The organism is Bacillus sp. 005/A4HT-01/001 (genome assembly GCF_004634445.1).
Lineage (GTDB): Bacteria > Bacillota > Bacilli > Bacillales > Bacillaceae > Bacillus > Bacillus altitudinis.
On sequence record NZ_SEIZ01000001.1, the window covers coordinates 536,444 to 550,318 of the forward strand.

Below are 13,875 nucleotides of genomic sequence, written 5' to 3' on the forward strand. Positions count from 1 at the left end.
TGGTCAAGTATTGAACTTGATACCTTCCAAAGGTGTTTTTCCATCTATAAGAAAACAATTAAAAGCGGTGCGAATTAAAAACTACTTCAACCACCCGCTTCGATGACTCCCCGCTCTCTAAGTAACAGAATTTTTCATAAAACGGTGCAAATGATTCTGGTAGTGTAAATGTCGGTTGTTCTGTTTCTCTTACCCATTCAATCACGCGTGATGTTTCTTTTACAAGTGGTCCTGGTGCTTCTTGTTCAAAGTCAAAATAGAAGCCTCTCAGTTTGTCACGATATGTTTCGATGTCTGGTACATAGAACAGCATCGGACGTTTAAGGTTTGCATAATCAAAGAACACGGAAGAGTAATCTGTAATGAGTAGGTCGGAAATCATATAAAGGTCTCGAATGTCTTCGTAATGAGAGAAATCATAGGCAAAGCCTTCATATGGTCCGAGATCAAAGTTTTCCGCTACTAAATAGTGCATACGAAGGATGATGATATATTCTTCTCCGATAGATGCTCGTAGCTCATGCAGATCAAGATCTAAATCAAATTTGTACTGCCCTTTTTTATAAAATTGATCGTCTCTCCATGTCGGTGCATATAAAATCAATTTTTTATCAAGTGGCAGGTTCATTTTTTGTTTCAGTGCTCTCATCGTTTCTTCATTGTTTTGATTGTGAAGGAAGTCATTTCTCGGATATCCTGACTCAATCATGGTCTTTTGAAATTGGAACGCACGTGTAAAGATTTCAGTCGAGTAGGCATTAGGAGAGATGAGATAATCCCAATTCGATGCTTCTTTCGTGAAATTCTTTTTGTACTTCTTCGTGTTTGTTCCAGGCATATGCACTTCGTCCATGTCCATCGCCAGTCGTTTTAATGGCGTGCCGTGCCATGTTTGTAAGTATTGGGTGTGTTCTGGTTTTGGAACCCATAGCGGCAAACGACTGTTTACGACCCAATACTCAGCTCTTGCCATTGCAAAAATCCATTTCAATGACAGACGATTGATATAGTAGATGCCTTTTTCTTTAAATGGTGCTTCATGACCTTTTTTAACACTCCAGATCAGCGTATATTCAGGGTGATTTTCTTTCATATATTCATAAATAGCACGCGGGTTACAGCTGAATTGTTTCCCATTAAAGCTCTCAAAAATAACGGTTTTCTTTTTGACGGACAGTTTACTCGCCAGTGTAAAGGTCGTTTGGAAAGTACTTGTCACAAGGCGATTGCGAACTTTTTTAATCTTACCCACTTGCTTCTTGAATTTCTTCCACTTGCTTTTTACGTAGTACTTAGCACGTGTCTTCATGGTGTAATCATTTATTCGGATGCCTAAAGTTTGTCTTTTTTTCTTTCTGTACACTTCATATCGAATTGGTACATCGTTTCTTTTATGAATTTGAACAAGTCCTTTGAGTTTGTTTGAACGATCTCCAAGCACTAAAGAAGTTGTTGTTAACGTTTCTTCCACTCCGTTAACATCGCAAATAAACTCAAAATAGAAGCGATAGACAAACCGTTTGTTTAAGGAATAAGTTAACTCCTCTAAAGGAACTTCTGCTGAAAATTGATACAGTTGTGGTGTTTGATGGTCGTCACGATATTGAATGACTTCATCTTTTTTATGTGTCATCTTGACAGGAAAACGATGCTCAACTGGTTCCTCACCATTTTTCTTCAATAGAAGCTTTACTTCTTTGATCTGATAAGGATGCTCTGCACTTAGAACGCCTGCATACCCAGATAAAGATAGCGTGCATTCTTTGTTGAGCTCGATATGATGGAATTTCACAACTTTGAGCTCCCGTTTGATTTTCAATGAAGCATTGCCTTTGTCTGTACGATATGGAATAACATACAACAGCGCTTCTTTATTTTCTAAAAATGTCAGCTCTGGCGTTTCAATTTCCATTTTCAAACGACGTTTATAATATGGTGTTTTTTCTTCTATTTCGGAAGTCGCGCTGGTATCCGCTTCTTTTACGTCTTCATCCTCTTCTTCCGAATCAGAATCATAGGCTGAGTCTTCAAGCTCGTCTTCGTCCTCTTCTTTGTTTGCGCTCAGATAGTCCGTGACATACAAGTTGTATGTCTGGCCTTGCTCTAACGCAAGCGGAAGCGATGCTTCACTCAGTACCAATTTGAATAGATTCTCTTCTTGATGAACAAGCGGGAGGAATAGTTCTTGTTTTGAGACCCTTTCCCTCATAAACAGATAAAACTCTCTATCTGCTAATGGCATGTCATCGTAGATGCGAACGAGCATTTCCAATTTTTCATGATGATTTTTTAAACCTTCAACGACACTCTTCTTATGGATTCCCTCTTCAATCATTAATCGTTAATCTCCTCTGTTCAAAAATCTTACCGTTATTTGTATCATTATTTTACTTTCCAAGAATAGTTCCCCTGTTTCGTTTGATACGACCAACCATCAATTGAAGATGGTTTATTGGTAAGGAGCTCTCCCTCTACTTCTAGACGTTGTAAAACTTCTTGAAGTTCTTCTGTTTTAAAGCGGATGTAAAAATCCACAAATTTTGTTTGGTTGGTTTCGATGTTTTTCTTTGTTTGAAAATGACCAATTGGGAAACTGACTTGATCATTCTCATCAATTGTTTGAGAAATGATTTCAGCTCCATTCACTCGATCATATCCTGCAAAATCAATTTCCACATGATCCGCTTGGCTCATTTCGTCTGTCATCTTAAGCTGAAGATGAAGAACATGGTGTTCAGAGCTAAGATCATGCAGCACCCATTTCGTGCGATCCACGATCTTTCTCAGCTCATCTTTACGTATACGGTTTTCCAGCATCTGATGAAGTACTGTTTTCCAAGCTGACATTTCATCAGAAGGCACATGGTAGAAATAAGTTTGTTCTCCTAAAACCTTCTCAACATCTTCTTTATGCTTAGTATCGCCAAAGAAGACGGCATCCACTTGCTGTTTTCTTATTTGTTTAAATAATTCTCCATATTGAGAATTGATATGGTGCGGATTTTCCTCATAATGGGCTTCATGCACAAAAGCAGCATAATAAGTTGATTCCGGTTGATCTATTTTAAACAAATGGCGGTCCTGGTCCCGGTCCTCTGTGACCATCAGTTTTAACCGGTCATTTTGTAATTGAATGCTGGATAGCCATTGTTGTTTTATATCCGTCTTCTTTGTAAATGTTTGAATTCCTGTTTTTTTATACCAATTAATGTGACGGACTGGATTCTTTTTTGCATCACCAGCATAGATGATCTCCATAAAAATGCTGCCATCGTCATTGATCAATTCCTCCAAGTATAGTGCACCTGTATGGGGAACAAAACTTTGTACTCTGCATAAAACGCCATGAAAATTATATTCTTCCCTTTTCACCAATTGCTTCTCTTCATTATATTGTTCAATATAACAAATGGGAGAAGAAGACCGTTCATATCTCGTCACCTGAATCGTGGATTCATCTGCTGGAGTCACTGCTTCATTGATCGAATGCGATGATTCACCGACAATAAATTCCGAGTAACGTCTCTTACTACCGCTTTCCGGTAGGATATAGTGTTCATACACATTCAAGATGTCAACCTCAGAAGAAAAGATCTCTTCCATGCGGTGAATACGTTCTTTCACATTTGCATCGTAATTTAAAGTTAAAATTGCAGTACGCTTATGCTGATCAGCCAAGGGCTTAATTCTTGTCTTTAAAGATTTCGTTAAGCTCTCATCCTGTTTTGGCACATCACCCATAATAAAGTAGTAATCCATATCAGGCATGTCCACTGATGCCATTGTTTCATGTTGTTCAGATTGATCCAATGTATCTTCAACTTTTTTCTTCATCCAATTTTGAAACAAAGGAAGCTCTCCTTAAAAATAATGATGACTTGCTCATTGTATTTTACATGAAAAAGTACTTCTCACCAAAAGATAAGAAGTACTTTTTTTCGATCTATTAAAGTCCCGCAATTTCTTCCTTAATTTGTGTTGTCGAGATGCCTTCTGTTCTCTTCAAGTATACGACTTCGCAATGTTCTTTTAAGAAATCGAATTTACCTTCCCAGTCATCTCCCATGACAAACACATCGATATCGTGCTCTTGCACGTCACGGACTTTTTGATCCCAGCTGTTTTCTGGAATGACTTCGTCTACATAACGAATGGTTTCAAGAATCAGCTTTCTATGCTCGTAGCTATGATAAGCTTTTTTTGATTTTTGTAAATTAAACTCGTCTGTAGAGATGGCCACCACTAAGTAATCTCCGAGCTGCTTTGCACGCTCTAGCAGCTTAATGTGCCCCCAGTGTAATAAATCAAATGTACCGTAAGTAATAACTTTCTTCATTGCAAACATGAACTCCTTTCTTTCATCCTTATTCGTCTGCTTCAAGCAGTAATGTTATCCGTAATCCTATTATCATCGATCATTTTTTCGCTCTTCGGAACTTCATTATATCACAACGCCTATGAAAGGTTAAGAAAATGTAAAGACAAACTATTTCCAATTTATTGGGTGCAGGAGGAGAAGACCGAGAAATCAATATTTCACAAAGGATCGTCCATATGAATTAATGAAAATGTCACGAAATTTAAAGGATTGTAAAGTTATTGTTAATATTTCATGGAGCAACTGTGATAAAATGATGAGTAGGCGAAGAATGAATTTACAATGAACGTTTCATAGATAACAAAATGAAAAAGGAGGTCTGAACAATGCAAACAGAAGTGGTCTCTAACCTTTCTTATGTAAATGGTGACTTAGATGAATTTATTAGCTATATCAACCAGCATCATATTTCCCAGAGAAGAGGCGCCATGATTGCGACAGTGAATCCAGAGATCGGCTATGCTGTCATGAAGGATGATGCATATCATCAAGTGGTTTCTTCCGCGGATTATGTACTGCCGGATGGTGTAGGTGTTGTGTTGATGTCACGCATGACGCAAAGTCCATTGAAATCAAGAATTGCAGGTTTTGATGTGTTCATGTCTATGCTTGATCTCGCAAACAAGCAATCTAAAAGTATCTTTTTATATGGGGCGAAAGAAGAAGTGCTCGAGGCTGTCAAACAGCGAATTGATACAGAATATCCAAATGTGGTGATTGCAGGCAGCTGTGATGGTTATCAAGCGGATAAACGATTTGTGGCAAAACAAATTGCTCGTTCAAAAGCAGATATGGTGTTTGTTGCTTTAGGTTATCCAAACCAAGAGAACTTTATTTATGAATACCGTCATTTGTTCCCGCAAGCTGTTTGCATCGGTTTAGGTGGAAGCTTTGATGTATTTAGCGGTACGGTGAAGCGTGCACCACGCTGGATGATTAAAACAAATACGGAATGGCTGTACAGACTCATTGTCAATCCGTGGAGATGGAAACGAATGCTGAATATCCCAAAGTACGCTTTTGCCGTATTAAAAGAAAACAAAGGGAAAAAGCGCTACTATCCTGAGCAAGTAAAAGATCAGACGAAGCAGCTGTGAGAGACTGATACATGATGAATATACGCTCAATGATCATCTCATGCTATGCAGCTTTTGTTTCTTTTGCTGGATGGCTCATGAGCGGCGTGAAACCTCGTGACAATCAGGTGACGCTGCTTGTTTCATTCCAAGAGAATGCAGCTGCTCTCATTGATACTTATCAACAACAGGCGAATATGACAATGAAGCTCACTGTCCTCTATACGAAGCATGCTTCCGTGATAGAAAAGGACGTGCCTCATGTGTCATTTCGCTATTTTCATGAAAAAAATCCCTTCCATCTCATTCAATGTATCTATACGATGCTAAAAAGCAAAGTTGTCGTCACAGATAATTATTTTCTGATGACAAGTGTGCTAAGAAATAGACCTTCTACCACTTGTATTCAAGTGTGGCACGCCAATGGTGCTTTGAAAAAGTTCGGTCTTGAAGACGCTTCAAATCATCACCGTAGTTCTCGTGATCTGCAGCGTTTCAAGCGGGTCTATGCGTCTTTCGATTATATCGTTACAGGCTCAGATCACATGCGCGAGATTTTCAAAACTTCATTTGGCGTCAAGGACGATCGTTTTCTGCCAACAGGTGTACCATTCACAGATGCGTACTATGATGAGCGCCCTATTTCCTTTCAGACGGATATTTTTCCAAAAGGCAAAAAAGTGCTGCTGTATGCGCCGACCTACCGGGACTTTGCAATGGACGGTCTTGTCTTACCTTTTTCTAAAGAACAATTGCATAGAGAGCTGAATGGTGACTATATCCTGCTCGTCAAACTTCATCCTGCAGTGAAACATTTAGCCAAAGCAGAAACAGATGGTGAGTGGATATTTGATGTGTCCGATCAGCCGCTCTTTCCATTGCTCTCTGTATGCGATGTCCTGATTACAGATTATTCGTCCATTGTGTTTGAATATGCGCTGCTCCGAAAGCCTGTTTTGTTCTTCACTTACGATCTAGAGACTTATCGCATGAAACGCGGTTTAGTCGAACGTTATGAAGACATTATTCCAGGAAAGGCTTGCGTCACACAAGATATGCTCTTAAAGGAGCTTAAGGGGCTAAACGAATCAGCCAATCAAGACTTATTGAAAACCTTTGCTGAGGAATGGAACCAATATTCAAAAGGGAAATCAAGTCAGCAGCTTCTTTCCTTTATTGAACATCAGCTCTTACACAAAAAACGTCCGGCTTCTCATTAAGAAGCACGGACGTTTTTTTATTTGTTATACACGGGGATATCATAATACAGCGTATAGTTATCAAGTAAGTTATACAAACTATACATACGAGTGACCTGTTTAGAAGCCCAGCCAATATCTGTTGCATATTGGTGAGTCGCTGTCGCAGACCACCGCATTTTGTAAATGGTATCTTGTTTGTATGTGGCGTTATTGATATAGCTGTTGCCAATGAATTTTGCCCCGCCAATAATGGCTGCCTCTGGTGTGAACCATTGCTGTTCATACGCATACTTTGCACCGAGGTAATTCGGGTTACTGTCATATGCACCAATGCCATACATGTTATACACGATTCTATCATTAAACTTCGTACCGTTCGCTAAAATGGAACTGCCGTTGCCTGTTTCAAGCAATGCATGTGAAATGAGATAGATTTCGTTAATATGATACGTTTTCGCTGCTGTGATAAAGGCTTGTCCTTTTCCGGCAAGAATGCCTTTCCCTGCTAAAATCTTCGTATTCACTTCAGTCGGGTTGAGATTTGCAGCTTCAGAGAGTTTGAGAAATTGAAAATAAGATTGAGTGCCCTCCGCGATATTCGCTGGGTCTACATATTTTAATACTTCTGCTGAACTCGCATTTCTCCAGCCGAGGCTGATCTTGATCCAGTTGCCTTCTTTTCCAAGCTGCTTCACTTTTGTTCCTTTGTTCAGCTGTGCGACGATGTTGCTAGCCGAACTTGAATCAGGTGTAGAACGTACATTTAGCCCGTCTGTATTCACTGTGGATGTCGCTGGGTCTACATATGTCGCATAGACATATGCTGCACCATCTGTCTGCGGCGATACCTTCATTTGTTTGTTTACCATCTCATTGACAGTGAGGTTATAATTCGTCTGCATCACCATTGGACCGTTTTTGATTTTTGTCGCTGTGGCTGTCCAGCCGTATTGGCTTTTCACAAAAGCAATGGCCGCATTCGCATTTGGTAACCCTGTAAACTGCTGTGTGATGTTGATTTTATATGCCGGTTTTGTCGTTGTTGTATAAGCAGCTGGTTCATTTCGTTTTTTGAAGAATGTCATGCCTTGATCTCTTAAGGCAGCAGTCGAAATAACCCCTGTTTTGATCTGATATTGACCATAATCAGTTGCTCCCGTTTTTTGAGCGGCTGCTTTCATTTTTTGTTTGGTTAAATAACTTAAGGCTTGATTCAGTTTTGTCTGATTCACAGTCGCCTCTGTCGTAATACGGTATTGCTTAACAGCTTCTGTTAATGTTTTTGTACTACTGGCAACTCCATTTTTTTTCATGATCTCTTGCGCCTGCTTTACTTTGCTTTGATCATATACAGGAGTTGTCATCAGGCTGTATGCTTTACTGACGGCTTGCCCCTTGCCTGTTGTGATGCTGCTTGTCACCTTTTGTGCTTTTAAGTATGCAGCACCTTTATTTACTTTTGTCTGATCCGTTGCTTGATTCACAACTAGTCGATACGTGCTGTCAGATGCTTTGCCTGTTTTTTTCGTTGTGGCGGATACTTTTTTCTTTTGGAAAAATGCCGTTGCTTTTTTCGCTTGATCATCGCCCAAAAGATTCCCAGTCACTACTTGATATGGCTGTGTAGAGGAGATCTTTTTAGATGTATAGCGCCATTTCTTTTTCTTGAAAAAGGCAACTGTTTTTGCGTAAGTTGTGTCATTTAATTGATTGAGCTTTACGATATAATTTTTCGTTTTTCCTACTCGCTGCACAGTACCTGACGCACCAGCTTGTTTTTTAATCTGAGACGCCGCTGAGGCTGCTTGCTTACTGTCTTTGAAATAGCCTGATTCCATGCTATATACATTTTTAACAGCTCCAGCCTTCTGAATCTTTCCGCTGATTTTCGCTTCTTTTTGCAGCTGGGTCAGAAGGGTTTGCGCTTTAGACTGATTCGTTTGTGCAGCAGATGTGACGATGTAATACGGTTTGCCTGCTGCTACCGTTTGGAGTACTGCTTTTAAACCAGATTCCTTTTGAAAACCTTGCAGGATGGTATTTGCCTTACTCTGTCCAACAATATTGCCTGAGATCAGCTGATACACGGTGCCGGCCTTGTTTTCAGTTTGGTATGTACTCGTGACTCCGGCCTGTTTTTGTAGTTCGGTTTGAATATTTTTGACTTTCGTTTCAGAATCAATGGCTCCTGAAATGACCTGATAAGATGGTCTGCTTTGATTGATAGCTTCATACGTGCTATTGAGTCCTGATGTTTTCGTCAGCTCGAGCGTCAGTTTTTTCGCCTGACTTTCATCGTTGATTGGATCAGATACGATTTTCTGTAAAGGAAGGCGGTCACCTACTGGAGACACCGTACCGCTCATACCTAACTCTTTTTTTAATGCAGCGGCACTTGCATTAGCTGCTACTTGTGAGTCATATCCTGAGGCAGTCAGTTGATAAGTCGATGTATTTCCTGAAGTTTGATAAGTGGCTGTCCACTTCTTATCCTTTTTCAACGTGTCAACCGCTTTTTTCACTTCTGCTTCTGTTGTAAATACTTTTGAGGTGCTAATCGTATAAATGGATTGATCGACATAGGAGGCTGCTTGCACTTCTTTGCCTGTGTGTAATGTCATACCAAAGGCAGCTGCGAGTAACATAATCTTGATGGTTTTTTTCACGTTCCCTGTCCCTCTCTTAACTTTGCATAATAGTCTACTAATCTCTTTATCGACAAAAACAAGTCTCTTTCAAGTCTTTTATGCAATAGAAAAATAGAGGACTCTCGAAGTCCTCTCAGATTGTTGACAAAGGGGTAAAATGAACTTTATTTTACCCCTTTGTCTTCTTTTCAGCGTGATAGAAAACCTTTGCAGTCAAGGAAGGACGAGTACTGGCGCGGAGCGAATTTGACATTCGTGAGCACCAGCACACAGGACTGACAAAGAATGCGAGGGTTTGTCTACACGCTGAGAGGACCTCTCGAAGTCCTCTTTACCTTTATATATGTGACACAATCAGTTCACAAGATCCTTCAATGGTGAAGTTCCCAGTTTCAGCCGGCAGGATAAAATGGGCTCCTTTTGGCAGCGGATATGTATGTCCATTATGCTCTAAGGACCCTTCCCCATTAATAACGCTGCACAGCAAAAACGGATAATCTTGCGATAGCTCTACTTTTTGATCAATTTCCCATTTATACACAGAGAAGTATTCTGCTTCTACAAATGTTCTAATGGTCACCCCTGGACGAGTTTCTACTGATTCATCTGCATAACCGTCTACATGAGGAACCGTTGTGACATCAATGGCCTGCGCAAAATGAAGTTCACGTTCATGGCCATTTTGGTCTTTTCGTTCATAATCATACACCCGATAGGTCGTATCTGAACTTTGCTGCGTTTCAAGAACCAGTGTGCCTTCACATAGCGCATGAATGGTACCGCTTGGCACATAATAAAAATCGCCCGGCTTAATTTTCACTCGCCGCAAAAGGCCTTCCCAATCTCCGCTGTTCATCATGGTCACAAGCTCAGTTCTCGTCCTTGCATTATGACCGTAGATCATTTCTGCGCCTTCTTTGCAGTCAATGATATACCAGCACTCTGTTTTCCCAAGCTCGCCATTTTCATGTCTTTCCGCATAATCATCATCTGGATGAACTTGAACGGATAAGTCTTGGTTTGCATCTAAAATTTTTGTTAAGAGCGGGAAGCGATCGCCTTCTATTCCCCCAAACAATTCTCTGTGATTGTCCCATAGTTCGATCAACGTTTTCCCTTTATATGGACCGTCTTGCACGACACTTGGTCCGTTTGGATGAGCAGAAATTGCCCAGCATTCTCCCGTTTGATCAGAAGGAATATCATAGCCAAATTGATCCCTTAAGGCTGTACCTCCCCATATTCTCTCCTTCAATTCAGGCAGTAAAAAAATTGGTGACTGCTTCATTCAGGATGACTCCTCCCTTTGCTACCCTTTGATAATCCTTGCCTAGCAAGATGAAAACTAGCAAGTCTCAACTTTTATTATGACGCTATCTAAAGAGAAGTCAATCCTTTCAGTACACCGAATGAAAACGATAACAAGAAAATCAATTTACCCTTTGACAGAGCCTGCAAGAAGCCCTTTCACAAAGTATTTTCCGAGTAGAATATAGACCAAAAGTGTCGGCAGCGCAGCCAAGATGGCACCTGCCATTTGAACATTCCATTGCACAATTTGACTGCCTGATAAATTTTGCAACGCAACCATGACCGGCTGATTCTCTGCCGTGGTCATAGTAACCGCAAATAGAAACTCATTCCACACATTTGTGAACTGCCAAATGGCAACCACAACAAACCCTGTGATGGAAAGTGGCAGAATCATATGTCTGAAGATCCCGATAAATCCGGCCCCATCCATCTTCGCTGATTCAATCATTTCATCAGGAATGCTCACGTAGAAATTGCGGAACATGAGTGTTGTAATTGGCAGGCCATATACGACATGGACAAGCACAAGTCCCGGAATAGAGTTATACAAGCCGATTTCACGTAAAAATTGAATAAGTGGAATGAGGATACTTTGGTATGGAATAAACATACCGAACAACATGAAGGTAAACACCACTTCTGATCCTTTAAAGCGCCATTTAGACAGCACATAGCCATTCATCGCACCTAATACAGCTGACAATAAGGTAGCAGGAATGACTAGATAAAGAGAGTTCATTAAATTGGGTGATAACTTTTCAAAAGCGATTTTGTAGCTTGAGAAATCTAGTGTAGATGGAAGCGACCACATTCGCTCAAGGGTCACTTCACCTAATGGCTTTAAGCTTGTGACGAGCATGACATAAACAGGCATGAGAAAAAACAAACTGCACAGTATTAATAAAGCATAAAGAACTGGACGGACAAACCCTCTTGCGGTCATGATGAAGCCCCCTTCCGGCTAGACAGGAGATACGGCACGATAAAGACCGCAACAGAAATCAGCATAACGATCGCAATGGCGGCACCACCTGCATAATGGTTTCCTCTAAAGGTCATTTCAAACATATAAACACCTGGCACATCGGTGACAAAGTTCGCACCTGGTCCTGTCATCGAGTAAATCAAATCGAAGATCTTTAAAGAAATATGTGCCATAATAATGACGACACTCGCTGTGATTGGTTTTAACAGCGGGAAAATGATTTTCCAGTAGATTTGCCACTCGGTTGCGCCATCCATTCTAGCAGCCTCTCTCACTTCCTCTGGAATGCCTCTAAGACCAGCCAAATACATCGCAAGTGAGAACCCTGTCATCTGCCACACAGCAGCGATGACAACTGCAATCATTGCTGCCGGTACACCAAACTCAATTTTCCCCCAGACAAATCCAGCTAAAATGTTCGTATCCGTGTACCACTTGGGCTGGATGCCGAGAGTTTTTAAAAACAGATTCACCCCAGTTGATGGATTTAGGATCCATTGCCACACAACACCTGTGACAACAAAAGAAAGGGCCATCGGAAAGAAAAAGAGATTCCGAAAAAGTGATTCCCCCTTGATCTTCTGGTCTAGTAAAATGGCCAGTACAAGCCCAGAAGCAATGACTGCTCCAATAAAGAATAATGTAAAAAAGACCGTGTTTCGAAGATCTGACTGAAAGCGAAAATCTTGAAACAGCATGACATAATTTTTCATACCTGCGAAAGAAAAATCAGGAACAAGCGAGGTCCAGTTCGATAATGAAACATATCCTGTCCAGCCAATAAATCCATAAACAAAAATGAATAATAAAACAGCTGACGGTGCTAAAAATAGCAGGGCAAGCAGCTGGTCTCCATTCCATTTTTTCCGAACACGTTTCACTTTTGCTGCTGGTGTTTTTGTGATCGGCGATGTGTCCATGCGCATGAAGCTACACTCCTTTTTTTAAAAAAGAGGCGGTGCCTAACGGCCGCCTCTTTCATCTTTATTTCATTGAATCTTTTAAAGAAGAAACGAACTGGCTGCTGTCTTTTTGTGTCACAAAAATATTGACGGCTTGGTTCGCCTTCGTGACAAAACCTTCTTCAGCAGCTGAGCCATGCGCAAGAGACGGTGCCAGCTTTGACTCTTTAAACGCCTTCATTGCTGATTTTCCGTATTCATCATATTTCGATACGTCTGCATCCACACGTGCCGGTATTGACCCTTTCAGCGGATTAAACGCATCCTGTCCTTCCACAGATCCTAAGACAGATAAGAATTTTTTTACGTTTTCTGGCTGTTTGACACCCTTCGGCAGTCCGAATGTATCCGTGATAACCATAAAGCTACCCTCCGTACCAGGAGTTGCCACGTATCCAAAGTCTTTATTTACCTTCAAATCTAGATCATTTACAAAGTATCCTTTTGCCCAGTCGCCCATGACATTCATTGCAGCTTCCCCTTTTGCCACGAGCTGTGAGGCATCCTGCCAGTTACGCGAGCTATGATCGTCGTTGACGTATTCGAGCATACGTCCAAAGATGTCTGCCGCTTCCTTCACTTTTGCATCATCCATTTTTAAGTCGCCCGCCCAAAGTTTTTGATAGTCATCTGCACCTAGTACACCTAGAAGAACGCTTTCAAACAAATGAGTCGCTGCCCAAGGTTCTTTATCCCCAAGCGCAAGTGGAGTAATCCCTTTTTTCTTTAAGGCATCGGCTGTTTTGAAAAATTCATCAAACGTCGTTGGCGGTTCTAAGCCCTGATCTTCAAATACTTTTTTGTTATACCAAAGCACATTGCCTCTATGAATATTCACTGGAACGGAATAGATTTTCCCGTCTTTGCTCACAAGGTCAATCAGTGATTCTGGAAATTTATCCTTCCAGCCTTCTTTCTCATAAAGGTCATCCAGCGGCTCCATTTTACCTGCGGCTACCCAGCTCTCATTCAGCTCTGCTCCCCCGTGTACTTGGAAAGTAGCTGGCGGATCATCTCCTTGCATCCGGCTTGTTAGAACAGCCTTTGCATTCGTACCAGCGCCACCAGCGACAGCTGCATTTTCAATTGGAATGTCTTTATTTTTCTCTTCAAACAATTGAATGAGTGCCTTCAGCCCGTCTTCCTCACCTGCACCAGTCCACCAAGAGAAAATTTCTAGTTTCTCCGCTCCGCCCTCTTTTTTTGCATCTGAGTTCGTCGATGAACTGCAAGCAGAGACGACCAGCATACAGAGTGCCAATAAAGTAAAGCCTAATTTAAACTTCATCATGGATCCCCCATCTCTATTT

At 41.0% G+C, this 13,875-nt stretch carries 10 protein-coding genes; 2 read left to right on the top strand and 8 right to left on the bottom strand.

The window, feature by feature from the left end; translation table 11 throughout:
* Positions 1-58: 58 nt before the first annotated feature.
* The 3 genes from ES896_RS02900 to tagD form a co-directional block, all read right to left on the bottom strand.
* Positions 59-2,335, bottom strand: coding sequence for a CDP-glycerol glycerophosphotransferase family protein (locus ES896_RS02900; protein ID WP_135226385.1), 2,277 nt, complete (start codon positions 2,333-2,335; stop codon positions 59-61).
* Between the two features lie 47 nt (positions 2,336-2,382).
* The gene (locus tag ES896_RS02905; RefSeq protein WP_017368157.1) at positions 2,383-3,849 is read right to left on the bottom strand and encodes an alpha-glucosyltransferase N-terminal domain-containing protein; all 1,467 of its coding nucleotides are present in this window, start codon (positions 3,847-3,849) and stop codon (positions 2,383-2,385) included.
* A gap of 97 nt (positions 3,850-3,946) precedes the next feature.
* Positions 3,947-4,336 (bottom strand): glycerol-3-phosphate cytidylyltransferase, encoded by a 390-nt coding sequence (tagD, locus tag ES896_RS02910; protein WP_008343212.1) that lies wholly within the window; start codon positions 4,334-4,336, stop codon positions 3,947-3,949.
* A gap of 368 nt (positions 4,337-4,704) precedes the next feature.
* On the opposite strand from tagD, the gene ES896_RS02915 reads away from it, so the two are divergent.
* Positions 4,705-5,475 (top strand): WecB/TagA/CpsF family glycosyltransferase, encoded by a 771-nt coding sequence (locus ES896_RS02915; protein ID WP_007499915.1) that lies wholly within the window; start codon positions 4,705-4,707, stop codon positions 5,473-5,475.
* An 11-nt stretch (positions 5,476-5,486) separates the two neighbouring features.
* A complete protein-coding gene (locus ES896_RS02920) occupies positions 5,487-6,674 on the top strand; it encodes a CDP-glycerol glycerophosphotransferase family protein (RefSeq protein ID WP_017368158.1) in 1,188 nt (395 codons plus the stop codon).
* 17 nt (positions 6,675-6,691) lie between these two features.
* Here ES896_RS02920 and ES896_RS02925 read toward each other — a convergent pair whose 3' ends face one another.
* The 5 genes from ES896_RS02925 to ES896_RS02945 form a co-directional block, all read right to left on the bottom strand.
* Positions 6,692-9,322, bottom strand: coding sequence for an N-acetylglucosaminidase (locus ES896_RS02925; protein WP_076821212.1), 2,631 nt, complete (start codon positions 9,320-9,322; stop codon positions 6,692-6,694).
* A gap of 319 nt (positions 9,323-9,641) precedes the next feature.
* A complete protein-coding gene (gene manA / locus ES896_RS02930; RefSeq protein WP_046344616.1) occupies positions 9,642-10,592 on the bottom strand; it encodes a mannose-6-phosphate isomerase, class I in 951 nt (316 codons plus the stop codon).
* Positions 10,593-10,739: 147 nt separating this feature from the next.
* Positions 10,740-11,561 carry a carbohydrate ABC transporter permease gene (locus ES896_RS02935; protein ID WP_008343219.1) on the bottom strand — a complete coding sequence of 274 codons (822 nt, stop codon included), beginning with the start codon at positions 11,559-11,561 and terminating at the stop codon, positions 10,740-10,742.
* Positions 11,558-12,529, bottom strand: coding sequence for a carbohydrate ABC transporter permease (locus ES896_RS02940; RefSeq protein ID WP_024719268.1), 972 nt, complete (start codon positions 12,527-12,529; stop codon positions 11,558-11,560). The genes ES896_RS02935 and ES896_RS02940 overlap by 4 nt, the downstream gene beginning before the upstream one ends.
* Positions 12,530-12,587: 58 nt before the next feature.
* Positions 12,588-13,856: an ABC transporter substrate-binding protein gene (locus tag ES896_RS02945; protein WP_035389707.1), complete on the bottom strand. Its 1,269-nt coding sequence runs from the start codon at positions 13,854-13,856 to the stop codon at positions 12,588-12,590.
* Positions 13,857-13,875 lie beyond the last annotated feature (19 nt).